Here is a 26,282-nt window from a genome sequence, read left to right on the forward strand (position 1 = left end):
GGGCGGCGGGGCGGCGGTCGCACCCGCCGGACGAGGCCGGCCGGGATCAGCCGAGGATCGTGGTGTCCATCCCGGTCACGCCGTAGGGCCAGCCCTGGTCCTTGGCCGAGGTGGTGCCGCCGACCTGGCCGAACTCGTAGTAGACGTACGGCGCCCAGTTCACCGTGTACGGCGTGGTGGCGCTCCACGGCGGGGTGTCGGAGATCTTCACGGTGAGCGTGACGGTCTTGGTGGCGCCCGGTGCGATCGGCGCGTCGAAGTGGAAGTTGGCGCTGTTCCCGTTGATCACGCAGTCGACGGTGTCGCCGGTGCAGCCGGTGACGGTGAAGGCGCCGGCCTGTGAGTTGGCCGGCCAGGTCGGCTGGACGGCCTCGTAGGCGAAGTAGATGTCGCTGGTCTCGGTATTGGTGAGTGACAGCGTCAGGGTCAGCTGGTCGCCGGCCTTCGCGGTCGACTTGTCGACGGCGAAGGCGGTCCCGCTGACCGCGGCGGAGGCCGGCTGGGCGGCGAAGAGCAGGCCAAGTCCCAGTATTGCAGCGAGAATTACCCCAAGGCGTTGCACGCTGAATGGCTTCATGGCGGAGAGGATATGGAGGCGCGGAGCGTTTGTCTGTACCGCCTCAACAAAGCACCTCCACGACTGCCGCACAGCTGCACCACGACTGCCGTACCCCGGCCGCGCAACCGGAGCCCCGCCGCCGCCCCGGCGCGCCCTGACGGCGGCCCGCCCGCCGCCACCCGCTACGGTGGAGGCCATGCCCGAAGCCGAGCGTGACACCCCCTGCGGCCTGCACCTCTTCTGGGACGAGGCCGTCACCGCCTACGACTTCGGCCCCGGCCACCCGATGGACCCGACCCGGCTGGCCCTCACCATGCGCCTGGTCGAGGCGCTCGGGCTGAACGGCGGCCCCGGGGTGAGCGTCCGGTCCGCACCGCCCGCCGGCGAGTCCACCCTGCAGCTGGTGCACACCCGGGAGTACGTCGAGGCGGTCAAGCACGCCGCCGCCCACCCCGAGCTGACCGACACCCGGCACGGCCTCGGCACCGACGACAACTGGGCCTTCCCCGCGGTCCACACGGCCTCCGCGCTGATCGCCGGCCAGTCGGTGGCCGCCGCCGAGGCGGTCTGGCGCGGCGAGACCCCGCACGCCGTCAACTTCGCCGGCGGGCTGCACCACGCGATGCCCGGCAAGGCCTCCGGCTTCTGCGTCTACAACGACCCCGCGCTGGCCATCGCCCGGCTGCTCGAACTCGGTGCCGAGCGGGTCGCCTACGTCGACGTGGACGTCCACCACGGCGACGGCGTCCAGGAGGCCTTCTGGAACGACCCCCGGGTGCTCACCGTCTCCCTGCACGAGCACCCCGCCACGCTCTTCCCGCAGACCGGCTGGCCGATGGAGACCGGCGGCCCGGACGCCCCCGGCTCCGCCGCCAACCTGCCGCTGCCGGCCGGCACCGGCGACACCGGCTGGCTGCGCGCCTTCCACGCCCTGGTGCCCGAGCTGCTCGACGCCTTCCGGCCGCAGGTCCTGGTCACCCAGCACGGCGCGGACACCCATCTGGAGGACCCGCTCGCCCACCTCGCCGTCACCGTGGACGCCCAGCGGCTGATCGCGGAGGAACTGCACGAGCTCGCCCACCGGCACGCCGACGGCCGCTGGGTGGCCACCGGAGGGGGCGGCTACGCGGTGGTCGACGTCGTCCCGCGCACCTGGACCCACCTGGTCGCCACCGCCGCCGGACGGCCCCTCGACCCGGCCACCGAGACCCCCGAGTCCTGGCGCGCCGAGGTCTACCGCCGCACCCGCCGCCCGGCCCCGCTGCGGATGACCGACGGCGCCCGCCCGGCCTGGCGCGACTTCGACGCGGGTTACGATCCGGCCGACCGGCTCGATCAGGCCATTCTTGCCAGCCGCCGTGCGGTGTTCCCCCACCACGGCCTCCTGGCCTGAACCCGGCGCGCCGGCCGGGCGCCGGCGGGGCACCGGCCGGGCCGTGCGTACGCGGGGCGGTCCGATCCGCCGATCGGCTACGTACTGCAACAGTCCTATCTCTCACCGTACGAGGACTGCACCTCCCCTCTTCCCACTGGTACCACGCATAACTACTCTGGGGATACACGTGTGCCGGTGGAGTCACCGGAGGGGAAGCCGGTGCCTTGCACACGGGTAAGGGTCGGGTGATGGTCATGAGTTCCGTGGAGCGTCCCCTGCAGGAAGTCGTCTTCCTGACCGTGGCGGAGGTCGCCGCGGTCATGCGGGTGTCCAAGATGACGGTGTACCGCCTGGTGCACAGCGGCGAGCTGCCGGCCATCCGGGTCGGACGGTCCTTCCGGGTGCCGCAGCAGGCGGTGCACGAGTACCTCAAGGAGTCGTACGTGCGGCTTGAGAGCGCGTAGCACCGGGCCGGCGGGGCCGGATCCGCAGCCGCGGATCCGGCTCCGTTCGCCCCGGATTTCCCGCGAGTTTCCCGGTTGCCGGGAGTGCGATTTACAGCCCCGGCCACGCGGACGGTAGGCTAGGCCCTCACGTCAGTCGTATGGACTCCGTCTCTCACGGACGAGAGTCTCAGTGAGCGAGGGTTGTTCCGTGGGCTCTGTCATCAAGAAGCGTCGCAAGCGTATGGCCAAGAAGAAGCACCGCAAGCTTCTGAAGCGGACCCGCGTTCAGCGTCGCAACAAGAAGTAAGCGCCCCCGGCCGCGCCCAGCGCGCCCAGCGCTTCCACCGCCCGCCCAGGCCCTCGCGGCCCGGGCGGGCGGTGTCGTTTCACGGCCCGGCGGGGCGGCGCGGTACGGTGCACGCAGGCCGCTCGGGTCGAGGGAAATGGGGTGCAGCACCGTGGGCGTGGTCGTGCTCGTCACCGGCGTGGCACGCCATCTCGGTGCCCGCTTCGTCGCCGAGGTCCGCCGCCGTCCGGGTGTGGACCTGGTCGTCGGCGTGGACGTGCAGCCGCCCGGGACGCCGGCCGAGGAGCCGCCCGGCCCGGCCGCCCCGTACCGCTTCCACCAGCTCGACCTGCGCCGACCGGCGCTGTCCCGGGTGCTCGCCGAGCACCAGGTGGACACCGTGGTGCACCTCAGCGTCAGCGCCACCGGCCTGGGCTCCACCAACCGCTCCGCGGTGAAGGAGTCCAACGTCATCGGCACCATGCAGCTGCTCGGTGCCTGCCAGAAGGCGCCCGGGGTGCGCCGGCTGGTGGTGAAGTCCACCACCGGCGTGTACGGCTCCGCCCCCCGCGACCCGGCGGTGTTCAGCGAACGGATCCAGCCGAAGACCCCGCCCGGCGGCGGCTTCGCCAAGGACGCCTCGGAGGTCGAGGGCTACGTCCGCGGCTTCTCCCGGCGCCGCCCGGACGTCGCGGTGACGGTGCTGCGCTTCGCCAACATCGTCGGCCCGAACCCGGACACCCCGCTCAGCGAGTACTTCGCGCTGCCGGTGCTGCCGACCGTCCTCGGCTACGACCCCAGGCTGCAGTTCGTCCACGAGGACGACGCCGTCGCCGTGCTCTGCCGGGCCGTCGGCGAGCCCGAGCCGGGCACCGTCAACACCGGTACCTTCAACGTGGCGGGGGAGGGCGTCCTGCTGCTCTCCCAGTGCGCCCGCAGGCTGGGCCGGCCCACCCTGCCGCTGCTGCTGCCCGCGGTCAGCTGGATGGCCGTCCTGGCCCGCCAGACCCGGCTGGTGGACGTCTCACCGGAGCAGCTGCGGCTGCTCACCCACGGCCGGGTGGTGGACACCACGCGGCTGCGCGAGACCTTCGGCTACCGCCCGGCGTTCACCACGCCCGAGGCCTTCGCCGACTTCGCCGCCGCCGTGGGCCCGGGCCTGCTGCCGCCCGAGCGGCTGGCCGCCGTCGCCGACCGGCTGGCCGCGCTGCTCGGCCCGGAGGGGGCCGACCCCGCCGCGCCGGGCGCCGTACCGAACCGCCCCCGCCGACCGAGGAGCTGAACCCGCGATGAGTGCCGCAGCCGAGAACGCGTCGGGCGAGGCCAAGGTGATCCCGATCGAATCCGCCCCCAGCTGGACCGGACCCGAGGGCCCCGGCCTGGCCGACCGGCTCGCCGGGGCCGTCGGCGGGGCGCTGTCGGGGCCGCTCGGCCCGGCGGCCGCCCGGCTGTTGGGCAAGGGGTGGGAAGGCCGCGCCGCGGAGGGGCTGGCCTTCCTGCGCCGCCGGGTCACCGGGGACTACGAGGTGGACGAGTTCGGCTTCGACCGCGAGCTCACCGAGGAGGTGCTGCTCTCCCTGCTGCGCCCGCTCGCCGAGAAGTACTTCCGGATCGACGTCCAGGGCGTGGAGAACATCCCGGCCGAGGGCGGCGCGCTGATCGTCGCCAACCACTCGGGGACGATCCCGCTGGACGCGCTGATGACCCAGGTGGTCATCCACGACCACCACCCGAACCGGCGGCACCTGCGGATGCTCGCCGCCGACCTGGTCTTCGTGCTGCCCGGCGTCAACGAGCTGGCCCGCAAGGCCGGCCACACCCTGGCCTGCAACGAGGACGCGCAGGCGCTGCTGGAGCGCGGCGAGGTGGTCGGGGTCTGGCCGGAGGGCTTCAAGGGCATCGGCAAGCCCTTCTCCGAGCGCTACAAGCTGCAGCGGTTCGGCCGCGGCGGCTTCGTGGCCTCGGCGCTGCGGGCGCGGGTGCCGATCGTGCCGTGCTCGATCGTCGGGGCGGAGGAGACCTACCCGATGATCGGCAACGTGAAGACGCTGGCCCGGTTGCTGGGCCTGCCGTACGTGCCGATCACGCCGACCTTCCCCTGGCTGGGCCCGCTCGGGGTGCTGCCGCTGCCGACCAAGTGGACGATCCGCTTCGGCGAGCCGATCGCCACCGACGGGTACCCGGCGGAGGCGGCGGACGACCCGATGCTGGTCTTCGACCTGGCCGACGAGGTGCGCGAGACCATCCAGCACACGCTCTACCAGCTGCTGGTGCAGCGGCGCTCGGTGTTCTTCTGACCCCTTCCCCTGGCCCCCTTCCCCGTACGGGAGGCCGGAAGGACCGCCGTACGGGAGCACGGAACGAGCCCGGCGGATATCGCACTCCGCAGGGCCCGCTCCGTGCCGTCGGTGTGCCGTCAGCCGCCGAGGATCCGCAGCCCGGGCAGCAGGCCCGGGACCAGCGGGGGCACCTCGACGCCCTGCTGCCGGGCCCCGTCCGGGACACCGGGGGTGCCGGACGGCTGCGGCACCTGCGGCGGGGCCGCGTCGGCGCTCGGCGAGGGCTTGGCGCCGGTGAGCCCGTTGGTGAGGTCGCCGACCAGCCCGTTGACGGCGTCCGGGGCGCTGGTGGGCAGGGTGCTCGGCAGGCCGGCGCCCTTGCCGCCGCTGCCGGTCGCGCCGACACCGGGGCCGACCGGGGCGGTGGTGCCGGGACGGTTGCCGCCGGTGGCGCCGCTGTCCGGGGCCTGGCCGCCGCCCTGCGTGGCGCCGGAGCCGTCGGCCGGGGCACCGGCGGGGGAGCCGCCCGTCGAGTCGGCGGAGCCGCCGCCCGCTCCGGAGCCCGGCGACCCACCGTTCTTGCCGGAGGGCTGGACCAGGCGCAGGGGCGCGACGTCCTCGCTTATGTCGTCGAAGAGCTGGCTCACCAGGGAGGCCTGCTGGGTGAGCTGGGAGGGCAGCTTGCCCTGCAGCTCGGTCCAGCGGCCGTCCTCGTCGTGGGCGAAGCCGGCCAGCGCGCGCATCGGGTCGAGCGACCCGTTGCTGCGGTAGACCGAGCGCAGCAGCTCGCGGCCCTTGAGGGCGTCCGCGTGCATGTCGTCCAGGGCGCGGCGGACCTGCTCGACGGTGGCCGGGCTCAGTGCGCCGGCCGGGCCGGTGCGGCCGACCAGGACCTTGGCCTCGCCGAGCCGGGTGGCGGCGTTGTCGAGCAGCAGCTCACCGCGCTCGGCGTCGGAGCCGGCGAAGTCGAGCCGCAGCCCTTCGAGGCCGCGCTTCAGCCCGTACAGCGTGTCCCCGGGAACCGCTCCGGTGCTCGCGGCGGCGGCACCGGCCAGGCTGCCGACGGCGAGCCCGGCGACGAGTCCGCCGATCGCGAACCGGCGGCTCCACCGGCCGCGCGGCGCCGACCGGATCGCCCGGTGGCGGCGCTGGCGGGGCACCGCGGCGCCCGGTCCGCCGGCGAAGGCCTGCTCGAACGCGGCCATCAGCTGGGCGCGTTGGACCGTCCGGACCTCCCGGTCCAGCACCGGTCCGGGCAGCGCTCCCAGCACGCCGGTCAGGCCGACCAGTTCGGCCATCGCGGCCGAACCGGGGCCGGTGCCTGCGGTGTTGGCCGATTCCGCGTCGGTTGCAGCGCGTTGCTCCGTCCGGTGGGCCTCCAGCGCCTCGGCGAAGGCCTTCGCCCGCCGGTGCTCCAGCACGTTTGCCGTCACGGGCCACACCTCCCTTCGTCGTTGTCGACACCCTGGCCCGCCGGACGGTTGCCCCGGCTGGCCAAAGCCACTCCATCGGGTGACGGGTCGCAATTCGGCTTGACCGTACGCCTGGTGGAGGCTTGCACGCTGGCCAACGATCGGTGCGGGCGGTCGGTTACGCACGGCTGATCATCGGACCGACCGTTCACTCTGACGTGTCGGTCGGGCGTGGACGGTGACGGCCGGCCGGGCGGCCCTCCGGCTGTGTCCCCCGCGGTCACGGTCGGCTCATCGGGCGTCGGGCGGCAGCAGCCGCGCCAGCGTCCGTACGGCGCGGTACTGGAGGGTCTTGATGGCGCCCTCGTTCTTGCCCATGATCCGGGCGGTCTCCGCGACCGAGAGCCCCTGCAGGAAGCGCAGGGTGACGCACTCCTGCTGCTGCGGGTTGAGCCGGCGCACCGCGTCCAGCAGGGCGGCGTTGGAGAGCGACTCCAGCACCGACTCCTCCGGGCTGCGCTCGCACTCGTTGGAGTCGAGCATCTCGCCGGTGGTGACCTCCAGCCGGAAGCGGCTGGACTTGAAGTGGTCGGCGACCAGGTTGCGGGCGATGGTGACCAGCCAGGCGCCGAAGTCCCGGCCCTGCCAGGTGAAGGTGCCGATCCGGCGCAGCGCGCGCAGGAACGTCTCGCTGGTGAGGTCCTCGGCCGTGGCCCGGCTGCCGACCCGGTAGTAGATGTACCGGTAGACGGTGTCCGCGTAGTGGTCGTAGAGCCGGCCGAAGGCCTCGCTCTCACCGGCCTGGGCCCGCTCGACCAGCTCCATGATCGGGTTGTGCTCGGTCTCGTAGCCGGGGCCGGTCGCGGTCCGGGAGCGGCCGCGCCCGAGGCCGGCGCCGCCGGTGCGACCGCGCGAGCCGGTGCCGGCCGAGCCGGCGGCGGTGGTGCGCAGGGCCAGGCCGGGGCCGTGCGGGTGGACGAACGACCCTCCGGCGGGCACGAGTTGGGGCGAGGCGGCGAGCTGGCTGCGGAGCAGGCTGCGCAGCAGGTCCAGGCCGGTGGAGATCTGCCGCTCGGCGGTGGGCCGGTCGTGGTGGCCGGTGCGGGGGCGCAGGGGCGCGGACGACGGGCGGGAGGGTGCAGGCGCGTCGTTCCGGACGGGTGGGTACACGGGACTCCCAGAGGCAGAACTGTGGACGGATCACCTCCGCCTGCGCGGAGAGCACTCCCCGAAGCGTCCGTTCGAGCGGGACGTGTGGGGACGTGCATCCAGGAGAGAATAACGCTTTGTGCAATGACAGCTACACCGTGTGGTCGAAGTGGTCGTTTGGGATCCATTTGTTGCGCATATTCGGCTGACACTGACCGGAGCTGTCGGCGTTCATCCGGCTCAACGTGATCGAACAGGCGCTCAGGGTGACCAATTCGGCGGTTCGGGGGGCCGTTTCCCAGCCTTGGGGCTCGGCAACCCCTGACTTTCCCGGTCTGGCGAACGATCAGAACCGGTCACCGGCTGACAGGTTCGCGCATCGACCCTTGACCGTGTTGCACCGGAAGGGAGTTCGCCCGTACGAGCGGCCAGGTCAGGGCCCTGGTTGACGTCCGGTCACCCGCGCGGGCGAGCGCGTCGGGTGACGCCGCGGGAGCCCGTGTGACGGCTCCGGCGGCGGAGTGCGGCGGAGTGCGGCGGTGGTCTCAGGCGCGCCGGTGTCGCCGGTGCAGGGCCACGGCGGCCGCCGTCGCGCCCGCCAGCACCCCGACCGCGGCCGCCGCCGGCAGCCCCACCTTGGCCGCCTTCCGCCCGGTGCGGAAGTCCCGCACCCGCCACCCCTGGGCCCGGGCGTGGCGGCGCAGCGCGCCGTCCGGGTTCACCACGTACGGGTGGCCGACCAGCGAGAGCATCGGGATGTCGTTGGCCGAGTCGCTGTACGCGGCGCAGCGGTCGAGGTCGAGGCGCTCGCGGCGGGCCAGCGCCCGGACGGCGGCGGCCTTGGCCGGGCCGTGCAGCATGTCGCCGACGAGTCCGCCGGTGTAGAGGCCGTCCCGGGCCTCGGCGACGGTGCCGAGCGCGCCGGTCATGCCGAGCCGCCGGGCGATGATCCGGGCCACCTCCAGCGGGGCGGCGGTGACCAGCCAGACCCGCTGGCCGGCGTCCAGGTGCATCTGGACCAGCGCGCGGGTGCCCGGCCAGATCTTGTCCGCGACGACCGGTTCGAAGATCTCCTCGCAGATCTCCTCCAGGTCGGCGGTGCGCTTGCCGGCGACGATGCCGAGGGCGGTGGTCCGGGCGTCCGAGATGTGGTCCGGGTCCTCGGCGCCGTGCAGCCGGAACCAGGCCTGCTGCCAGGCGAAGCGGGCGATGTCGCGGCGGGTGAGGAAGCCGCGGCGAAAGAGGCCGACGCCGAGGTAGAAGATCGCGGCGCCGCGCAGGATGGTGTTGTCGCAGTCGAAGAAGGCGGCGGCGCGGGGGTCGTCCTGGTCCGGGGTGTGGTTCCCGGCCGGGGCCTTGGGCGCCTTCCCGGGCTTGGCCGGGGCCTGGCCGTCCGCGGTGGCCGGGGTGTCCCCGGCGGCCTGCGCGTCCGCCGCGGGGGCGTCCGCCGCTCCGGGCTCGGCCCGCAGCGCGGCCTCCGCCGCCTCGGCCGCGGCCTCGCCCGCCAGGGCGCTCCGCTCGCTGGTGGAACGTCTTGCCTGGGTGAGCCTTCGGAGCACGGCCATGGCACCGAGCATAGCCAGCCGGGCGCGGAGCGGCCGTGACGGTGCCGTGCCCGTGAGGTGAACAGCTCCACCGCGCGCGGGGGCGGGCGCCCCGTGGGCGCAGAATGGGGCGGTGAGCCCACTGCTGCGACGCAAGAGCCCCGATCCCGCGGACCGTACCGTGACCCTGGTCGGCAAGCCCGGCTGCCACCTGTGCGACGAGGCCCGCGAGGTCATCGTCCGGGTGGCGGGCGAGCTGGGGGCGTCCTTCGAGGAGAAGGACATCACCCAGGACGAGGAGCTGTACCGCCGCTACTGGGAGCAGATCCCGGTCACCCTGGTCGACGGGCGCCAGCACGACTTCTGGCGGGTCGACGAGCGCCGGCTGCGCGCGGCCCTGGGCGGCTGACGGCCCGGCGCGCGGGCGCTCGCGCCCCCGCCACTCGGCGGGGGCGCTTCGCCGAATCGTTGCCAAAGACACTCCGTTTCGGCCCCGGCCGGGGCGCCTTGGTCGGCTTACGATCGAACGCGTTTGCGCCCGTGGGGGGCTGAGCACACGAGGAGTGCCGCCATGCTTCCCGGTCCGACCCCCGGCACGCCCGAAGCCCCGTCCGGGGCCGGGGGTTTCGCCGTGGTGGACGTGGAGGCGACCGGCCGCAGCCCGTGGCGGCACCGCGTGGTCGAGGTCGCGGTCGTGCTGCTCGACGAGCGGCTGTGCCCGGAGGGCGAGTTCGCCACCCTGCTGGACCCGCTGGGCCCGGTCGGCCCGACCCATGTGCACCGGATACGCCAGTGCGACGTCGAGGGCGCCCCGCGCTTCCGCGAGATCGCCCCGCAGCTGCTGGAGCTGCTGGCCGGTCGGGTGCTGGTCGGCCATCACGTCAGCTGTGACCACGCCTTCCTCGATCGCGAGTTCGCCCGGATCGGGGTGCCGCTGCCGCCCGTCCCGCTGCTGTGCACGATGCGGCTGGCCCGCGCCCACCTGCCGGAGGCCCGCAGCCACGGCCTGGCGGCCTGCGTGGAGGCGGCGGGCCTGGGCTGGTACCCGGCGCACACCGCCCTCGGCGACGCCCGGGTGACGGCCGAGCTGCTGCGGCACTGCCTGGGGGCCCCCTCCTGCCCGCCGGGCGACTGGGCGGGCCCGCTGCGCGAGGCGGCCCGGGTGCCCTGGCCGCGGCTGGGCGGGGCCCGCTCCGGCCCGTCCGGCGCGGCCGTCCCGCTGCTGCGCCGGGAGGCGCCGTACGGCCCCTGGCTGCCCGGCGCGCAGGCCCCGGAGGTCGTGCTGACACACGCCGGTGCTATGGGCTCGATGGCGTGATGCGCATCACTGTGCGGGGACAAATCGGACACCATCTTTGTGCACACGTTCACAAACGCATAGCCTGGCTGCCAAAGCCCAGCTTCACCCACAGGAGCACCGTGGCAATCGGCCGATCACCACAGAGCAGTTCGCAGACGCCCGACCAGGGCGCCGCGCGCCGACCCTCGCGTGCCCGGGGCATCCCGGAGGCGACCGTCGCCCGCCTGCCCCTCTACCTGCGGGCCCTCACCGCGCTCTCCGAGCGCTCGGTGCCGACCGTCTCCTCCGAGGAGCTGGCCGCCGCGGCCGGCGTGAACTCGGCCAAGCTCCGCAAGGACTTCTCCTACCTCGGTTCCTACGGCACCCGCGGCGTCGGCTACGACGTCGAGTACCTCGTCTACCAGATCTCCCGCGAGCTCGGCCTGACCCAGGACTGGCCGGTCGTCATCGTGGGCATCGGGAACCTCGGCCACGCCCTCGCCAACTACGGCGGCTTCGCCTCCCGCGGCTTCCGGGTGGCCGCCCTGCTCGACGCCGACCCCAACGTGGTCGGCACCAGTGCGGCCGGGCTGCCGGTGCGCCACATGGACGAGCTGGAGTCGATCGTCGAGAGCCAGCACGTCTCCATCGGTGTGATCACCACCCCGCCCGGTGCCGCCCAGCAGGTCTGCGACCGGCTGGTCGAGGCGGGCGTCACCAGCATCCTGAACTTCGCCCCGACCGTGCTGACCGTTCCGGACGGCGTGGACGTGCGCAAGGTGGACCTCTCCATCGAGCTGCAGATCCTGGCCTTCCACGAGCAGCGCAAGGCCGGCGAGGAGCCGGACGACCGCGCCGAGTCGGTGCTCGACCGCGCTCCCGGCCCGGTCCGCGCCGCCGCCGCCAAGCTGCGGCGTGCGGCCGGCGGCAGCGGCAAGGGCCGCGGCACCGCCGAGTCGACGGCGAAGGACCAGGCCGAGCAGGCCAAGGGAAAGGCCGCCAAGGGCGGCGACGGGGATCTCTCCGCGGTGATGCCCGCATGAACACCGAGAGCTGTGGGGGGCGGGCATGAGCCTTCTCGTCGTAGGGCTGAGCCATCGCACGGCCCCGGTCGGGGTGCTGGAGCGCGCCGCGCTGACCGGCGACGTGCCGACCCGGCTGCTGCACGACGCGGCCGCCACCGCGACCGTCGCCGAGGCCGCGCTGCTGAACACCTGCAACCGGATCGAGCTGTACGCGGACGTGGACAAGTTCCACGCCGGCGTCGCCGAACTGTCGCTGCTGCTCGCCCACCACAGCGGGGTGGACCTGGAGGAGCTGACCTCCCACCTGTACGTCCACTACGAGGACCGCGCCGTCCACCACCTCTTCTCGGTGGCCTGCGGCCTGGACTCGATGGTGGTCGGCGAGGGCCAGATCCTCGGCCAGCTGCGCGACGCCCTGGCCAAGGCCCAGGAGGAGCACACCGCCGGGCGCGACCTGAACGAGCTGTTCCAGCAGGCGCTGCGGGTCGGCAAGCGGGCGCACAGCGAGACCGGCATCGACAAGGCCGGCCAGTCGCTGGTCACCTTCGGCCTGGAGCAGGTCGCGGCGGGCGCGGGCGAGATCGCCGGCAAGCGCGCGCTGGTCGTCGGCGCGGGCTCGATGAGCTCGCTGGCCGCCGCCACCCTGGTCCGCTCCGGCGTGACCGACCTGCTGATCGCCAACCGGACCGCCGCCCGCGCCGAGCGGCTGGTAGACATCCTCGGCCCGGACGTCGCCCGCGCCCTGGACCTCGCCAAGGTGCCGGAGGCGCTGGCCGACGTCGACCTGGTGATCTCCTGCACCGGCGCGGCCGGCGTGGTGGTCAAGGCCGAGGACGTGGCCGCCGCCGTCGCCCTGCGCCCGGCCGGCCGGGGCCCGCTCGCCCTGCTCGACCTGGCCATGCCGCGCGACGTCGACCACGCCGTCCACGAGCTGGACGGCGCCCTGCTGGTCGACCTGGAGAGCCTCTCCCACGCGCACGCCGCCACCCCCGGCGCCGGCGACGTCGACCAGGTCACCCGGATCGTCGCCGACGAGGTGACGGCCTTCGGCGCCGCCCAGCGGGCCGCCCGGATCGCGCCGACCGTGGTCGCGCTGCGCTCGATGGCCTCCGACGTGGTCGCCGCCGAGCTCGGCCGGCTGGAGGCCCGGCTGCCCGACCTGGACGACCGCTCCCGCGCCGAGATCGGCCAGACCGTCCGCCGCGTCGTCGACAAGCTGCTGCACGCCCCGACCGTCCGGGTGAAGCAGCTGGCCGCCGAGCCCGGCGGCGCCTCCTACGCGGAGGCCCTGCGCGAGCTGTTCGACCTCGACCCGGCCGCCGTGCACGCGGTGTCCGGGACACCCGTCGGCGGCGCGCCCCAGCCCTCCGCCGGGGGCACCAGATGAACCGTCAGCCATCCCACGAGTACCACCGGGACGATCACCCCATGAATGGTCAACCGATCACGGAGCAGCCCTCGGCCGCCGCACCCCTGCGGCTCGGCACCCGGCGCAGCGCCCTCGCCATGGCCCAGTCGGGCATGGTGGCCCGCGAGGTGACCAGGGTCACCGGGCGCCCCGTCGAGCTGGTCGAGATCACCACCTACGGCGACACCTCACGGGAGGCGCTGGCGCAGATCGGCGGCACCGGCGTGTTCGTCTCCGCGTTGCGGGACGCACTGCTGGAGGGCCGGATCGACTTCGCCGTGCACTCGCTCAAGGACCTGCCCACCGCCGCCCCCGAGGGCCTGGTGCTGGCCGCCGTCCCCGAGCGCGAGGACGTCCGGGACGCCCTGGTCGCGGCCGAGGGCCTGACCCTGGACGAGCTGGTGGAGAAGCTGGCCGGCTCCGGCCGCCCGGCCCGGATCGGCACCGGCTCGCCGCGCCGGATGGCGCAGCTGAACGCCTGGGCCGCCGCCCGCGGCGCCCAGCTGGAGACCGTCGCGATCCGCGGCAACGTGGACACCCGGATCGGCTACGTGACCGGCGGCGAGCTGGACGCGGTGGTGCTGGCGACGGCCGGCCTGAACCGGCTCGGCCGCAGCGCCGAGATCTCCCAGCACCTCGACCCGGAGCTGATGATCCCGGCCCCCGGCCAGGGCGCGCTCGCGATCGAGTGCACCACCGCCGACACCGAACTGACCGCCGCGCTCGCGGCCCTGGACCACGCCCCCACCCGGGTCGCCGTGGCCGCCGAGCGCGCCCTGCTGGCCACCCTGGAGGCCGGCTGCTCGGCGCCGGTGGCCGCGCTGGCCACCTGGGGCCGGCAGAACGAACTGCGGCTGGACGGCGTGGTCGGCAACCCCGACGACTCCGCCCTGCTGAAGATGTCCGCCAACGGTCCGATCGTCCTCGACGAGTCCGCCGAGCAGCAGGCGGCGGCCCTCGGCCGCGCGCTGGCTGACCGGCTGCTCGACGGGGGCGCGGCCGCCCTGATGGGGGAGCGAGCCCGATGAGCCCCACCGCCGCCACCGATGCCCTGTTTCCCGCCGGGCAGCCCGCCACCGGACGGTGCACCTTCCTGGGCGCGGGCCCCGGGGACCCGGGCCTGCTGACCCTGCGCGCGGTCGAGGTGCTGTCCACGGCCGACGTCCTGGTCGCCGACCCGCTGACCGCCGCCGCCGTGCGCAGCCACTGCCCGGCCGCCGTGCAGGTGCACGACCCGGCCGCCGAGAACGCCGAGTTCGACCTGGCCAAGGTGCTCGCTGAGGCGGTCCGCTCGGGCAAGCACGTGGTCCGCACCGTCGACGGCGACCCGGGCCTGGACGGCTGCGCCGCCGAGGAGATGCTCAGCTGTGCGGGCGACGGGATCCCCTTCGAGGTGATCCCGGGCGTCGCCCAGTCGGTCGGCGTCCCGGCCTACGCCGGCGTCCCGCTGCGGGCCGGGGCCGGCACCGACGTGCGCTTCGTGGACGGTGCCCAGCTGCTGTCCGGCGGCCCGGTGGACCTGGGCGCGGCGGAGACCACCCTGGTGGTCCGCACCACCCTGGGCCAGCTGCCGGCCACGGCCGCCGCGCTGGTCTCCAACGGCCGCAAGCCGGAGTCCGCGCTCAGCGCGACGCTCTCCGGCACCACCACCCGCCAGCGGACCTTCACCTCCACGCTGTCCGCCATCGCGGCCGACCTGAAGGCCGCCCGGGTGCTGCCCTCGCCGGTCTCCGCGCCGGTCGACCCGGCCACCTCGGTGATAGCCGTGGTGGGCGAGCAGGTTGCCCACCGGGCCTCGCACTCGTGGTTCGAGACCAAGCCGCTGTTCGGCTGGAACGTCCTCGTGCCGCGCACCAAGGAGCAGGCCACCGGCCTGTCCGAGCAGCTGCGCTCGTACGGCGCGGTGCCGCAGGAGGTGCCGACCATCGCGGTCGAGCCGCCGCGCACCCCGCAGCAGATGGAGCGGGCCATCAAGGGCCTGGTCACCGGCCGCTACGAGTGGATCGCCTTCACCTCGGTGAACGCGGTGCGCGCCGTCCGGGAGAAGTTCGAGGAGTACGGCCTGGACGCCCGCGCGTTCGCCGGGATCAAGGTCGCGGCGGTCGGCGAGACCACCGCGCAGGCCCTGGTGGACTTCGGCGTGAAGCCCGACCTGGTGCCGTCCGGCGAGCAGTCCGCCGCCGGTCTGCTGGAGGACTGGCCGCCGTACGACCCGGTCTTCGACCCGATCGACCGGGTGCTGCTGCCGCGCGCCGACATCGCCACCGAGACCCTGGTGGCCGGCCTGGTCGAGCTCGGCTGGGAGGTCGACGACGTGACGGCGTACCGGACGGTGCGCGCCTCGCCGCCGCCGGCCGAGACCCGTGAGGCGATCAAGGGCGGCGGCTTCGACGCGGTGCTGTTCACCTCGTCCTCGACCGTCCGGAACCTGGTCGGCATCGCGGGCAAGCCGCACAACGTCACGGTCATCGCCTGCATCGGCCCGGCCACCGCCAAGACCGCCGAGGAGCACGGCCTGCGGGTCGACGTGATGGCCCCCGCGCCGTCGGCGGCCGCGCTGGCCCAGGCACTGGCAGACTTCGGGGCGAAGCGCCGTGACACCGCGACGGCCGCGGGCGAGCCGGTCTACCGGCCCAGCGAGCGCCGTCCGGGTTCGCGCCGCAAGGCCCGCTGAGGGCCTGCCCCGACCCCCGGCCGGGGGTGGCGAGCCGTCGCCCCCGGCACTGCACAACCGTTCGGAGAGAGAAGCCGTGTCCGCTGAATTCCCGTACGTACGCCCCCGTCGGCTGCGCCAGAGCCCGGCGATGCGCCGCCTGGTGGCCGAGACCAGGCTGCACCCGGCGGAGCTGATCCTGCCGCTGTTCGTCCGCGAGGGCGTCAGCGAGCCCGTCCCGGTCAGCTCGATGCCGGGCGTGGTCCAGCACACCCGGGACACCCTGCGAAAGGCCGTCGTGGAGGCGGCCGAGGCGGGCGTGGGCGGCGTCATGCTGTTCGGCGTCCCCGAGGTGCAGGACGCGATCGGCAGCGAGGGCACCAACCCGGACGGCATCCTGCAGCAGGCGATCCGGGACGTGGTCTCCGAGGTCGGCGACTCGCTGGTGGTCATGTCGGACCTCTGCCTGGACGAGTACACCGACCACGGCCACTGCGGCGTGCTGGCCGCCGACGGCAGCGTGGACAACGACGCCACCCTGGAGCGCTACGCCGAGATGGCCCGGGTGCAGGCCGACGCCGGCGTCCACCTGGTCGGGCCCTCCGGCATGATGGACGGCCAGATCGGCGTCGTCCGGCGGGCGCTGGACGAGGCGGGCCACCAGGACGTGGGCATCCTCGCCTACACCGCCAAGTACGCCTCGGCCTTCTTCGGCCCGTTCCGCGAGGCCGTGGGCTCCTCGCTCAAGGGCGACCGCAAGGCCTACCAGCAGGACCCGGCGAACGCCCGCGAGGCGCTGCGCGAGCTGGAGCAGGACCTCGCCGAGGGCGCCGACCTGGTGATGGTCAAGCCGGCCATGGCCTACCTGGACATCCTGCGCCAGGTCGCCGACGCCTCCCCGGTGCCGGTCTCCGCCTACCAGGTGTCCGGCGAGTACGCGATGGTCGAGGCGGCCGCCGCGAACGGCTGGATCGACCGGGAGCGGATGATCATGGAGACGCTCACCTCGATCCGCCGGGCCGGCGCCGAGCAGATCCTCACCTACTGGGCCGTCGAGGCCGCCGCGATGCTCAAGTAGCCGGCGCGGCGGCAGGGCGTACGGAAGGCCGGGCGGCTCCCACGGGAGCGGCCCGGCCTTCCGCGTCCGGCTAGTTCCAGCCGGCGATGTGCGCGAAGCCCTCGCCGCCGCCCACCAGGTCGGTGGAGGTGGCCGCGCCGCCGCCGAAGCCGCCGGCGGCGATGTCGGAGGTGTGGGCGACGCCCCAGCCCCCGCCGGCCACGAACGGCTGGTCGGCCGAGGCGGCGATGCCCTCGCCGCCCGCGAGGCCGACGTGGGCGAACGCCGGGGTGGCGGCACCCGCGAGCGCCAGCGCGGCGGTGGCGGTCAGGGCGGCCTTGGCCAGCTTGCTCTTCATGGATCTGCCTCTCTCTGGGAGCGCCCCCGCGGGCGCTCTGCGTCTGACTCGTGATCACAGCCCGTCCGTCCGGCCCGGCGCCCCACGCGCCCGGCCGGACGGACGGTCACCCGGTCGGGCCGGGCGCCCGTCCGGACTTCTCGGCCCGCAAGCCCGGAGGGCCCGGGGAGACCTTCCTCCCCGGGCCCTCCGTCCGTGCCATGCCCCTTGATCAGCCGATCAGGTGCGAGACACCCGCGTCGCCCGAGGACTGGGTGTTCTGGCCGACGTTGCAGATCTGCTTCGGGGTGCTGTTCAGGACCGGGACCTCGACCGGAACCGCGACACCGATGACCGCGACGGCGATGTTGTGGACCTCCGGCAGGCAGATGTTCGGGTTGTCCAGGGTGTGGAAGTTCGGGCTGCCGTTGCCGTGGGTGCCGGTCTGGTTGGTGCCGCCGTTGCCCTGGACGGAGGTGGCGGCGCCGTCCGAGTCGACGATGGCGGAGGCCGAGCCGGCGGACATCGCGATGGCGGCGGCGGCCAGGCCGGCGGCGGCGAGGGACTTCTTGATCATTTCCGGTTTTCCTCTCGGGGGTGAATCGGGGAGCGATTCGTAGGGTGGATCGGAGGGGTGGTGCAGGGAGCTGAACGGAGCGTCAGCCGATCAGGTGGGACACGCCCGCGTCACCGTGGCTCTGGGTGCCCTGGCCCTGGGTGCAGTACTGCTTGCCGCCGCTGTTGGCGATCGGGACCTCGACCGGGACGGCCACGCCGAGCACGCCGACGGCGATGTTGTGGATCTCGGGGAGGCAGACGTTCGCGTTGTCCAGGAAGTGGAAGTTCGGGCTGTTGTTCCCGACCGTCCCGGTGAAGTTGGAGCCGCCGTTGCCCTCGATGGAGGCGGCGGCGCCGTCCGCGTCACCGATGGCCGAGGCGGGCGCGGCGGCGGCGGCCAGCGCGGCGACGGCCAGGCCGGCAGCGGCGAAGGACTTCTGGATCATGGGGAGATCCCTCTCTGAAATGCTCTTGGATTCCTTGCGTACAACGCGTAGAACGCTCAGACCCGGTCTGCAGTCACTGACGTCCAGATCAAAGAATGACGGCACGGAAGGTTACGGGGATTTTTGAAAAGAGTCCGGGAGGCGCGACGAAGGATGGTTTCCGGTCGGATTATTAGGCCGAACCGGCTAACCGGCGCAATCCGCGCTCCCGGTCACTCGTTGAGCAGATTGCTTTCCGGCTGCGCCCGCGCAGCCTTCCTCAGTGATCCCCAGTACGGACAGCAGAACGGTGAAAAGCATGAAGTTCTCCAAGCGGGCCGGCGCGATGCTGCTGGCGGTCGGTGCGGGCATGCTCGCCTCCCAGGGGCCGGCCTCCGCCGCCCCGGTCGGCCCCGACCAGGTCGGAGCCCTGGAGGACGCGCTGGCCACCCAGCAGGTCCCGGCGGAGGTGCCGCTCACCCCCCTGGGCAGCCGGCTGTCGGCCGGCATCCCGACCTCGCTGCTCATGCCGCCGGTGCCCGGCCGGACCACCAGCACCAGCACCGAACTGATCCCGGAGCGGATCGTCCCCCAGCTGAGCACCGGCAAGGTCGGCCCGAGCGCCAAGGCCGAGCTGCCGCTCCCACTGCTCGACCAGGGCGCCGACCTCGGCCAGGTGCTGCTGGACGCCCCGGCCGCCCCGCTGCACGCCGACACCCCCGGCGTCACCCTCGGCAAGCCGCTCTCGCTCGCCCAGGACGGCGCCGGCCAGCTCGCCGGCGGTCGGCTGAAGGTCGACGAGGTCGACCCGCGCCTGCTCACCGGTGCCGTGCAGGCCGTCCCGGGGGCCAACGCCAGCCTCGGCGGCGACGACCACCGGCTCTCCGTCACCGACGAGGTGAACGACCTGACCACGACCACCGCCGCGACCGCCACCGAGGTGGTGGGCCAGAGCGGACTGGCCGACCCGGCGGCCACCACCGCCACCGCCACCGGCGTGCTCCGGCAGGCCGGGCTGACCGACCTGACCCGGCTCTGACCGGCGCCGGGCACGCCAGGGGCCCGGCACGACGGGAGCCCGGCACCCCGCTCACCGCGCGGGGTGCCGGGCTCCGGCGCGTGCGCCGCCCGGTCGGACGCGGCGCCCGTCAGCCGGGCAGGACGCCGGTCAGGCCGCCGACCAGCGGGAGGTCCTTGACCCCGCCGCCCGCGCTCAGCGGGCCGGTCAGCGTCCCGGTGCCGACTGGGGCCAGGCCCTGGTCCGGCTGGACGGTCGCGCCGTTGTTGAGCACGTCGGCGGAGGAGTTGGCCCACGGGTCCAGGCGCAGGCTCTTGATCGGCGCGACGCCGTAGCCGAGACCGGATGTCGTCCCGTTCAGCGCCTGGCCGACGTCGGTCCTGGCCAGCGTGGCCGGGCCGGCGGGCGCCTGGCCCGCCGGGGCGGTGGCGGCCTGCGCCGAGCCCGCGCCGAGCAGCACCGCGGCACCGACGGCGGCGGCCAGGCCGGCCCCGCTCTTCTTCGAAACCATGCGGATCATCACCCTTCGGTGGATCGGGGGTCCCGGACGGCCGTCCGGGGATGCCGAACTGCCCCCCGGCCGACTGGTCGGGGGGCAGGACGGCCGGAACACGTGCCGATCGGGGATCAGCAGTTGTCCGCGGGCGGCGGGGGCAGCTCGACGTTGGCGCAGCTGTTGCCGAACGCGGGGTTCAGCAGGCCGATCACGTCGATGGAGTTGCCGCACAGGTTGACCGGGATGTGCACCGGAACCTGGATCTGGTTGCCGGAGGCGACACCGGGGGAGCCGGCGGCGACGCCCTCGGCGCCCGAGCTCGCGGCGGCGGAGCCCGCGGCGCCCAGCACCAGGCCGGCAGCGGCGGCGGAGAGGACGGCGGCCTTCTTCACGTTCTGCATGGGGGTTGATCTCCTCGATCACACACGGGGGGAGCGTGCCGCGCCCCGGCAGTGCGGGGCGCGGCAAGGGCTCGGTGAATCAGCTGTCGCCGGTGCGGCGACCGCGGGTTCAGCCGATGTTGGCGCAGGAGTTGCCGAACGCCGGGTTCAGGATGCTGATGACCCCGATGCTGTTGCCGCAGACGTTGAGCGGGATGTGCACCGGGATCTGGATCTGGTTGCCGGAGAGCACGCCGGGGGAGCCGGCGGCCACGCCCTGGGCACCGGAGCTGGCGAACGCGCCGCCGGCGGCACCGAGCACGAGGCCGGTGGTGGCCAGGGACAGCACGGCGGCCTTCTTGAAGTTACGCATCGTTCTTCCTCCGATTTCTGCCCGACGGAAGGGAATTGTCGGGATCCGGGCGAGCACGAATACTCGCCCGCTGGTTTCAGGGATTGCCGTGATTGTCACTCGGACGGCGCACACCGGCGTGTTCCGCCCATGGCTCGGGCGTGGACGCAGCCGCCGTGTTGCAGCGCCTCTCGAAACCTCTCCCGCACGGCCGGGAATGGCTCGGACAAAGGCGCGACCGGGCGGAATTCCCGGTCAGACGTTCCGGCGGGGATTGCCGGACGCCGCGTTCGTGGGGCCCGCCACGTCGATCGAGCCGCCGGTGGCCGCGGTGCCGACGGGGCCGTGGGCGAGGTAGTGCATGGACGTGCTCGATTCGTGTGTAGGGGGCCGGATGGACCGGGTTCCGTCAGGGAGAACGAGGCACGGCGCGCGGGGAAACGGCCCGTCCGAAGCCGATCACCCGAATGCCGACCGGGGGCGCCGTTGCTCCGGACGGGTGACAGTGGGCGCACCGTCGCAACCGGTCCGGGCGGGTGTCGTTCTTGATGTCGCACTCCCCGTGCATCTCTGTTGAACAGTCAGGAGGCTCGCATGAGCATCAAGAAGACCGCCGCCGTCGGCGCGGCCGTGGTGGGCATCGTGGCCGCCGGCGCCGGCACCGCGATGGCCAGCTCCGGCGCCGAGGGCGTCGCCGCCGGTTCCCCCGGTGTCATCTCGGGCAACCAGATCCAGGTTCCGGTGCACGTGCCGGTCAACCTGTGCGGCAACACCATCGACATCGTGGGCCTGCTGAACCCGGCGTTCGGCAACCACTGCGCCAACGTGGGCTGATCCCGCACCCGGTTCGGCCGGTGCGAGCCGCCGTTCCGCGCTTCCCTCCTGGGGCGCGGGGCGGCGGCTCTTCGTCGTGCCCGGAATCGTCGTGCCGGATCGTGGCGACCGGAATCGGGGTGCCGGATCGTGGCGCCGGGAATCCGTCGGCCCGTCAGGTCCCGGCTTCGTCCTAAGCCTTGTTGTGTTACTTGTCAGTTCCTAGAATCCGAGTCCTGCTCACCTTTTCAGCTCCTCTCTTGCTCCGCGCCGCTCGGCGCCCCCGCCCGGGCGGTCCCCCCACCCCCCCGCAAGGAGTCGCGTGTGATCAGGTCCCGCCTGTCGGCGGCGCTCGCCACCGGCGCCCTCGTCGTCACCCTCGGCCTGGCCGGCGCCCCCGCCGCCCTCGCCGATCCCGCACCCGCCCCGGCCCCGGCACCCGGCGCCGCCAGACCGGCCGCGGTCGTCGCCCTCGGCGACAGCGCCATCTCCGGGGAGGGCGCCGGCACCGACACCAACGACGGCTACTTCCCGGAGACCGACAGCCCCACCAACTACTGCCACCGGCACCCCAAGTCGGAGATCTTCGTCACCGACATCCCCGGTGTCACCCCGATCGACCTCGCCTGCTCCGGCGCCCAGACCGGCGACCTGGTCAGCGACCCCGAGCTGGCCAAGGTCACCGGCCCGGGCAGCGGCGACTTCGGCGAGCCCAAGCAGGACGTCAAGCTCGCCGACGTGGCGTCCAAGTACGACGTCAAGCTGGTCGTGGTGACGATCGGCGCCAACGACGACTTCGACTTCAGCGGCGTCATGATGCACTGCCTGGCGCAGTACTTCCCGATCCCCAAGGACCAGGGCTGCCGCGACACCATCGGCAGCGACGAGATCCGCCGGCGGGCCAAGGGCGTCCAGCCCAAGGTCGTCGCGGCGCTGCAGAACATCCGTCAGACCATGCGCAAGGCGGGCTACGCCGACTCCGCGTACCAGCTGGTCTACCAGTCGTACTTCAATCCGATCACCCCGGACATCCGGCGCAACGACTACCTCGGCAAGATCGCCGACGGCTGCCCGGCCTTCCCCGAGGACCTCGCCTGGGGCCACAACTGGGTGGTCCCGACCTTCAGCGACGCGCTGCGCGGCGCCGCCGAGCAGGTCCCCGGCGTCCGGTACCTGGACCAGCGGCGGGTCGCCTTCGGGCACGAGGTCTGCGCGGAGTGGACCAGCTCCCCGTACGAGTACAGCAACGGGGACGTCATCAACCTCTCCGAGTGGGCGCGCAACGGCTGCGACTCGCAGATCGGCATCCCCGGGCTGTGCATGAACATGGTCCGCCAGTCGTACCACCTGCGGGTGGCCGGCTACCGCGGCGAGGGCGTCTGCCTCGGCCAGTTCTACACCCGGCCCGAGCTGAGCCAGGCCTACTGCTCGCTCGACCAGCAGAACACCACGTCGATCCAGCCGCTCACCCCGGGCAAGCCCTTCGGGGACGTTCCCGAGGACGGCGCCTGGTACCAGCTGACCAACGCGGCCACCGGCAACGTCCTGGACCTCACCGGCGGCGGCACCTACGGCGACTCGACCAACGGCCGGGCCGCCATCAGCTACCCGGCCGGCGGCGGGCTGAACCAGTCCTTCGTACTGGAGGCCAAGGCCGGCGGCAGCTACGAGCTCGACTTCAGCGGCAACCGCGACATGTGCCTGGACGCCAACGCGGCCTCCACCGCCCCCGGCACCCGGATCCAGCAGTGGCGCTGCAACGGCGGCGGCAACCAGCACTGGGTGTTCGAGCCGGCCGGTGACGGCCGCTACAAGATCGCCGACTCCCAGGACCCGGGCAAGGTCCTGGCCGCCGGCAGCACCGTGGACGCCAAGGGCAACCCCTACGTCCAGCTCGCCACCGACACCGGCTCCGCCGACCAGCTCTGGCAGCTCACCAAGCTCGGCATCGTCTACGTCAAGGGCTGACCCGCCCCCTCGGCACCGCTCAGGCCGTCGCCGCCCCCAACCGGGCGGCGACGGTCGCGCTCGTGGGGTACGGCGTCTCGGCCGGCAGCAGGGCGGGGTCCCGCTCCAGCCGCACCCGTTCGGCCAGCGCGGTGACGTCCGTGATGCGCCGGATCCACTCGTCCGCGTACCGCCGCACCGCCTCGCCGCGCAGCCCGACCTGGATCGCCTGGTGGTCCAGCGGCTGCAGGCGGAGGTCGCGGCCCGGGTCCCACTGCACCCGCACCGGGCTCTGCCGCAGTTCCCGCTTCCACGCCGCCCGCGACTCGTGCACCCGGCCGGTGCAGGCGCTGAGCACCGCCCGCTCCAGCGCCCAGTCGAAGCCCTCCCGGCTGATCTCCAGCGCCAGCACCCGCTCCTGCCCGGCGCTCCTCCCCCAGTCGCTGCGGTGCATCGTCCAGAGGAAGGACGGCTTGATCCAGGTCATCCGGTCGCGCTCGAACGCTGCCGGGAAGCGCCCCTCGGCCGCTGCGGGTCCGGCGATCGCCGGCGGGAAGGCCTGGTAGACCGTGATCGTCGCGGCGGTGTGCGCGGCCCGGATCCGGCGCGTCGACGGAGTGTGCGGCATGTCCGCAATCGTCGCGGGCGCCGCCGTCGGGGTGCCATCGGTTTTCCCGCCGTGGCGGGGGACGGCCGGCCCGGTCCGGGACGTGCCGTAGGCTCACGGGAAAATCGTTGCGCCGGAGCCGCGCGGACCACGGGCGGGGCGGGGGAGTACCCAGAGCAGATGAGCACGGCATCGAGCACCGAGTCGTCCGGCACCGAGTCGCCCGGCACCGAGCCCACGTCGCCCGCCGCGGCGACGGCGGCGCCGTCCGAGGACCGGACGGGCCGCGCGCCCGGGCGGTTCGGGGCACTGGTGGACCGCTTCGCGCCCGCGCTGGGCGCGTACGCGGTGGTCAAGGCCATCGGCCTGACCGTCTTCATGCTGCTGCTCTCGCACACCGGCGACTACCTGAACAAGCAGCCCGGCCGCGGCGGCGGCGCCAACCCCTGGGACGTGCTGAGCACCTGGGACGGCGTCTGGTACCAGCGGATCGCCGAGAACGGCTACCACCCGCAGCTGATCCCGCTGCACGGCTTCCCGCTGGCCACGTACTACGAGAACTCGGCCGCCTTCTTCCCGCTCTACCCCTGGCTGATGCGGCTGGTCGGCACGGTCACCGGGCTCGGCTCGTACGGCTCCGGGATCGTGGTCTCGGTGCTCGCCTCGCTGGTCGCGGCGGCCGGGATCTTCGCGATCGCCGAGCGGCTCGGCGGCTTCCGGGCGGGCGTGACGGCCGCGGCGCTCTGGGCCCTGTTCCCGGGCTCCGGCGTGGAGTGGGCGGTCTACTCGGACTCGCTGTTCGTCGCGCTGTCCGCCTGGGCCTGCTACTGCGTGATGACCCGCCGCTGGCTGACCGCCGGCGTGCTGGCACTGGTGGCGGGCCTCAACCGGCCGACCGCCGCCGCACTGATCGCCGCCGTCTCGATCGCCGCGCTGGTCGCGCTGGTCCGCCGCACCGACGGGGTGGCCCGCCCGCTGACCGCGATGCTGATCACCCCCTGGGGCCTGATCGGCTACGTCGCCTGGGTCGGCTGGAAGATGGGCGACTGGGGCGGCTACTTCAAGCTCCAGCGGGGCGCGTGGAACCGCTACTTCGACGGCGGCGCCTCCACGCTCCGCACGATCATGGATGTGATCACCGGGCACTGGGACTTCTGGCAGTCCAACCCCGTCCCGGACCTGATCGCCATCGCCCTGCTGATCGCCCTGCCCGGCCTGCTGGTGCTGCTGTGGCGCGCCCGGCCGCCGCTGGTCCTGTGGGTCTACACCGCGCTCACCATCGCCACCGCGCTGAGCAGCAACCAGATCTTCGGCAACATCTCGCGCTACCTGCTGCCGGCCTTCCCGCTCTGCATCGGCCTGGCGTTCGCGCTGCGCAGGGTGCGGACCTCCTCGCTGGTCGGGCTGTTCGCGATGCCCGCCATCGCGGCCGGCTGGTACGCCGGCTATGCGCTGTTCGAGTTGGGCATCCCGTAGACCCGGCGTTGGTTGTCAACGGGATCATCCGGCAGCAGACGGGCCGTTGCTAATCTCGGACGTATGACGACGACCCCGCCCGTGCGCGAGATCCGCGACATCTCCGGCCTGCTGGACCACGCGAGCCACGTGCTGGCGACCAGGATGGCGGCCGCCTTCGCCGAGCTCGGGATCACCCCGCGCGCGTACTGCGTGCTGTTCCACGCGCAGGAGGCCGAGCGCACCCAGATCCAGCTGGCCGAGCTGGCGGACCTGGACAAGACCACCATGGTGGTCACCGTCGACGAGCTGGAGAAGGCGGGCCTGGCCGAGCGCCGCCCGTCCGCGACCGACCGCCGGGCCCGGATCATCTCGGTCACCGAGGCGGGCGAGCGCGCCGTCGCGGAGGGCAGCGCGATCGCCGACCGGGTGCACCGCGAGCTGCTGGAGTCGCTGCCGCAGTCCGAGCGCGAGGTCTTCGTCTCCGCGCTGACGCACCTCGTGGGCGGCCACCTCGCGGAGCCGGTGGAGAGCGAACGCACCGTACGCCGCGCCCGCCGGGCCCGGGGCTGACGGCCGCGCCGGGGCACGTCCCGAGCCAGCTGCCGGGCAGCCCGCCGCCGCCGCGCCCCGACCGCCCGTCAAGAGCCGGCGGACCGTCAACCCGCCTCGTCCTGCGCCGAGTTCGTCGGCGCCGGAGTCCGGGCGGGTGGCCGAGCGGGCGTCAGGGCCAGACCAGGCAGTACAGCTGGTGGCCGGCCTCGTGCAGCCGGTTGGCGAAGTCCTGCCACTCGTGCAGCATGCTGTAGATGACGAAGGCGTCCCGCGGACCCCGCCGGTCCGGGACGGTGGACCAGATGAAGGCGGCGGCGCCGAGCTCGGTCTCGTCGGCCTTGCGGAGCGGCTCGACCACGTTGTGGGGGAGCTGCACGACGGCGTAGTCCGGGTGCAGCACGACGAGTTCCAGCGGGGGCACCTGGTGCAGCGGCACGCCCTGGATGCCGGTGAGGACCATGGCGCTCATGGTCTCCGGTTTGATCTTGGTGGAGAGGTGGCCGGTGGGGGAGCCGCTGGTCTCCATCAGGTCGCCGAGCCGCCCCAGCGAGCCGAGTTCCCCGGCGTCCAGACCGAGCCCGCCCGGGCCGAGGGCGGTGGGAACCCTGGCGGCGGTCGCGCGGTCAGGGGCGCCGAAGTACTTGTACGTCACCCCCACGCGTCCCTCACCCCGCCTCTCGCCGCCGCGGCGACCACGTCCCGTACCCGCTCCCGTACCCCCGCGTGCGGCCTCGGCAGGCCGGCGGGAGCCCCCCGCGGCCTCGTCGTAGCCGTCCTGCGCCTCGGACACTCGGACCATCCTCACCGGAATTCGCCGGAATCGACAGACCCCCGCACGCCCGGCGTCCCTCCGGACGTGCTCCTTAC

29 protein-coding genes are annotated in these 26,282 nt (G+C 73.6%); 17 read left to right on the forward strand and 12 right to left on the reverse strand.

The window, feature by feature from the left end; all coding sequences use genetic code 11:
• Window positions 1–46 precede the first annotated feature (46 nt).
• A complete protein-coding gene (locus ACIGG8_RS17690) occupies window positions 47–577 on the reverse strand; it encodes a hypothetical protein (protein WP_396548972.1) in 531 nt (176 codons plus the stop codon).
• 178 nt (window positions 578–755) lie between these two features.
• On the opposite strand from ACIGG8_RS17690, the gene ACIGG8_RS17695 reads away from it, so the two are divergent.
• From ACIGG8_RS17695 to ACIGG8_RS17715, 5 genes are all read left to right on the forward strand, one after another.
• Window positions 756–1,952, forward strand: coding sequence for an acetoin utilization protein AcuC (locus ACIGG8_RS17695; protein WP_396548974.1), 1,197 nt, complete (start codon window positions 756–758; stop codon window positions 1,950–1,952).
• A 236-nt stretch (window positions 1,953–2,188) separates the two neighbouring features.
• The gene (locus tag ACIGG8_RS17700; protein WP_045699258.1) at window positions 2,189–2,398 is read left to right on the forward strand and encodes a helix-turn-helix domain-containing protein; all 210 of its coding nucleotides are present in this window, start codon (window positions 2,189–2,191) and stop codon (window positions 2,396–2,398) included.
• A 190-nt stretch (window positions 2,399–2,588) separates the two neighbouring features.
• Complete coding sequence (locus ACIGG8_RS17705) at window positions 2,589–2,687, forward strand: 30S ribosomal protein bS22 (RefSeq protein ID WP_003948845.1); 99 nt, start codon at window positions 2,589–2,591, stop codon at window positions 2,685–2,687.
• A 151-nt stretch (window positions 2,688–2,838) separates the two neighbouring features.
• Window positions 2,839–3,948 carry an NAD-dependent epimerase/dehydratase family protein gene (locus ACIGG8_RS17710; RefSeq protein WP_350521734.1) on the forward strand — a complete coding sequence of 370 codons (1,110 nt, stop codon included), beginning with the start codon at window positions 2,839–2,841 and terminating at the stop codon, window positions 3,946–3,948.
• 7 nt (window positions 3,949–3,955) lie between these two features.
• A complete protein-coding gene (locus ACIGG8_RS17715) occupies window positions 3,956–4,963 on the forward strand; it encodes a lysophospholipid acyltransferase family protein (RefSeq protein WP_396548976.1) in 1,008 nt (335 codons plus the stop codon).
• Between the two features lie 119 nt (window positions 4,964–5,082).
• Here the strand turns inward: ACIGG8_RS17715 and ACIGG8_RS17720 are convergent, their stop codons facing one another.
• From ACIGG8_RS17720 to ACIGG8_RS17730, 3 genes are all read right to left on the reverse strand, one after another.
• Complete coding sequence (locus tag ACIGG8_RS17720; RefSeq protein WP_396548978.1) at window positions 5,083–6,378, reverse strand: DUF5667 domain-containing protein; 1,296 nt, start codon at window positions 6,376–6,378, stop codon at window positions 5,083–5,085.
• 270 nt (window positions 6,379–6,648) lie between these two features.
• Window positions 6,649–7,422, reverse strand: a complete 774-nt coding sequence (locus ACIGG8_RS17725) for an ECF subfamily RNA polymerase sigma factor, BldN family (protein WP_396549107.1) — start codon at window positions 7,420–7,422, stop codon at window positions 6,649–6,651.
• A gap of 629 nt (window positions 7,423–8,051) precedes the next feature.
• Window positions 8,052–9,071, reverse strand: coding sequence for an HAD family hydrolase (locus tag ACIGG8_RS17730; protein ID WP_396548979.1), 1,020 nt, complete (start codon window positions 9,069–9,071; stop codon window positions 8,052–8,054).
• Window positions 9,072–9,183: 112 nt separating this feature from the next.
• Here ACIGG8_RS17730 and ACIGG8_RS17735 point away from each other — a divergent pair, with 112 nt between their 5' ends.
• The 7 genes from ACIGG8_RS17735 (at window position 9,184) to hemB (ending at window position 16,493) form a co-directional block, all read left to right on the forward strand.
• The gene (locus ACIGG8_RS17735) at window positions 9,184–9,459 is read left to right on the forward strand and encodes a glutaredoxin family protein (protein WP_350521614.1); all 276 of its coding nucleotides are present in this window, start codon (window positions 9,184–9,186) and stop codon (window positions 9,457–9,459) included.
• A gap of 162 nt (window positions 9,460–9,621) precedes the next feature.
• Entirely contained in the window at window positions 9,622–10,368 is a 747-nt protein-coding gene (locus ACIGG8_RS17740; RefSeq protein ID WP_396548981.1) for an exonuclease domain-containing protein, read from the forward strand.
• Window positions 10,369–10,475: 107 nt separating this feature from the next.
• Window positions 10,476–11,372 (forward strand): redox-sensing transcriptional repressor Rex, encoded by an 897-nt coding sequence (locus ACIGG8_RS17745; RefSeq protein ID WP_396549109.1) that lies wholly within the window; start codon window positions 10,476–10,478, stop codon window positions 11,370–11,372.
• 25 nt (window positions 11,373–11,397) lie between these two features.
• On the forward strand, window positions 11,398–12,741 hold the full coding sequence (locus ACIGG8_RS17750; RefSeq protein WP_396548983.1) for a glutamyl-tRNA reductase: 1,344 nt from the start codon (window positions 11,398–11,400) through the stop codon (window positions 12,739–12,741).
• 41 nt (window positions 12,742–12,782) lie between these two features.
• Window positions 12,783–13,790: a hydroxymethylbilane synthase gene (gene hemC / locus ACIGG8_RS17755; RefSeq protein WP_396548985.1), complete on the forward strand. Its 1,008-nt coding sequence runs from the start codon at window positions 12,783–12,785 to the stop codon at window positions 13,788–13,790.
• On the forward strand, window positions 13,787–15,436 hold the full coding sequence (locus ACIGG8_RS17760) for a uroporphyrinogen-III synthase (protein WP_396548987.1): 1,650 nt from the start codon (window positions 13,787–13,789) through the stop codon (window positions 15,434–15,436). The genes hemC and ACIGG8_RS17760 overlap by 4 nt, the downstream gene beginning before the upstream one ends.
• Window positions 15,437–15,512: 76 nt before the next feature.
• Window positions 15,513–16,493 carry a porphobilinogen synthase gene (gene hemB, locus ACIGG8_RS17765; RefSeq protein ID WP_350521609.1) on the forward strand — a complete coding sequence of 327 codons (981 nt, stop codon included), beginning with the start codon at window positions 15,513–15,515 and terminating at the stop codon, window positions 16,491–16,493.
• Window positions 16,494–16,563: 70 nt separating this feature from the next.
• On the opposite strand, the gene ACIGG8_RS17770 is transcribed toward hemB, so the two are convergent.
• The 3 genes from ACIGG8_RS17770 to ACIGG8_RS17780 form a co-directional block, all read right to left on the reverse strand.
• Window positions 16,564–16,830, reverse strand: coding sequence for a hypothetical protein (locus ACIGG8_RS17770; RefSeq protein WP_396548989.1), 267 nt, complete (start codon window positions 16,828–16,830; stop codon window positions 16,564–16,566).
• A gap of 211 nt (window positions 16,831–17,041) precedes the next feature.
• Window positions 17,042–17,386, reverse strand: a complete 345-nt coding sequence (locus ACIGG8_RS17775) for a rodlet layer protein (RefSeq protein ID WP_350521607.1) — start codon at window positions 17,384–17,386, stop codon at window positions 17,042–17,044.
• Between the two features lie 82 nt (window positions 17,387–17,468).
• Window positions 17,469–17,813 carry a rodlet layer protein gene (locus ACIGG8_RS17780; RefSeq protein WP_350521606.1) on the reverse strand — a complete coding sequence of 115 codons (345 nt, stop codon included), beginning with the start codon at window positions 17,811–17,813 and terminating at the stop codon, window positions 17,469–17,471.
• A gap of 298 nt (window positions 17,814–18,111) precedes the next feature.
• On the opposite strand from ACIGG8_RS17780, the gene ACIGG8_RS17785 reads away from it, so the two are divergent.
• Window positions 18,112–18,831 carry a hypothetical protein gene (locus ACIGG8_RS17785; protein WP_350521605.1) on the forward strand — a complete coding sequence of 240 codons (720 nt, stop codon included), beginning with the start codon at window positions 18,112–18,114 and terminating at the stop codon, window positions 18,829–18,831.
• A 109-nt stretch (window positions 18,832–18,940) separates the two neighbouring features.
• Here ACIGG8_RS17785 and ACIGG8_RS17790 read toward each other — a convergent pair whose 3' ends face one another.
• The 3 genes from ACIGG8_RS17790 to ACIGG8_RS17800 all read right to left on the reverse strand — a co-directional run bounded on the left by ACIGG8_RS17790 (window position 18,941) and on the right by ACIGG8_RS17800 (window position 20,059).
• Complete coding sequence (locus tag ACIGG8_RS17790) at window positions 18,941–19,330, reverse strand: hypothetical protein (RefSeq protein WP_350521604.1); 390 nt, start codon at window positions 19,328–19,330, stop codon at window positions 18,941–18,943.
• A gap of 107 nt (window positions 19,331–19,437) precedes the next feature.
• Entirely contained in the window at window positions 19,438–19,707 is a 270-nt protein-coding gene (locus ACIGG8_RS17795) for a chaplin (RefSeq protein ID WP_350521603.1), read from the reverse strand.
• A 109-nt stretch (window positions 19,708–19,816) separates the two neighbouring features.
• A complete protein-coding gene (locus ACIGG8_RS17800) occupies window positions 19,817–20,059 on the reverse strand; it encodes a chaplin (RefSeq protein ID WP_350521602.1) in 243 nt (80 codons plus the stop codon).
• 573 nt (window positions 20,060–20,632) lie between these two features.
• Between ACIGG8_RS17800 and ACIGG8_RS17805 the strand changes: the two genes are divergently transcribed.
• Both ACIGG8_RS17805 and ACIGG8_RS17810 read left to right on the forward strand, forming a co-directional pair.
• Complete coding sequence (locus ACIGG8_RS17805; RefSeq protein ID WP_350521601.1) at window positions 20,633–20,872, forward strand: chaplin; 240 nt, start codon at window positions 20,633–20,635, stop codon at window positions 20,870–20,872.
• 303 nt (window positions 20,873–21,175) lie between these two features.
• Entirely contained in the window at window positions 21,176–22,819 is a 1,644-nt protein-coding gene (locus tag ACIGG8_RS17810) for an RICIN domain-containing protein (RefSeq protein WP_396548993.1), read from the forward strand.
• 19 nt (window positions 22,820–22,838) lie between these two features.
• Here ACIGG8_RS17810 and ACIGG8_RS17815 read toward each other — a convergent pair whose 3' ends face one another.
• Complete coding sequence (locus tag ACIGG8_RS17815) at window positions 22,839–23,426, reverse strand: DUF4291 domain-containing protein (protein ID WP_396548995.1); 588 nt, start codon at window positions 23,424–23,426, stop codon at window positions 22,839–22,841.
• Between the two features lie 159 nt (window positions 23,427–23,585).
• On the opposite strand from ACIGG8_RS17815, the gene ACIGG8_RS17820 reads away from it, so the two are divergent.
• A complete protein-coding gene (locus tag ACIGG8_RS17820; RefSeq protein WP_396548997.1) occupies window positions 23,586–24,881 on the forward strand; it encodes a glycosyltransferase family 39 protein in 1,296 nt (431 codons plus the stop codon).
• 63 nt (window positions 24,882–24,944) lie between these two features.
• A complete protein-coding gene (locus ACIGG8_RS17825) occupies window positions 24,945–25,433 on the forward strand; it encodes a MarR family transcriptional regulator (RefSeq protein WP_350521597.1) in 489 nt (162 codons plus the stop codon).
• 151 nt (window positions 25,434–25,584) lie between these two features.
• Here ACIGG8_RS17825 and ACIGG8_RS17830 read toward each other — a convergent pair whose 3' ends face one another.
• On the reverse strand, window positions 25,585–26,067 hold the full coding sequence (locus tag ACIGG8_RS17830; protein WP_078589103.1) for a hypothetical protein: 483 nt from the start codon (window positions 26,065–26,067) through the stop codon (window positions 25,585–25,587).
• Window positions 26,068–26,282: the final 215 nt, after the last annotated feature.

The sequence above is a fragment of the Kitasatospora sp. NPDC085464 genome, assembly GCF_044541955.1.
GTDB lineage: Bacteria > Actinomycetota > Actinomycetes > Streptomycetales > Streptomycetaceae > Kitasatospora.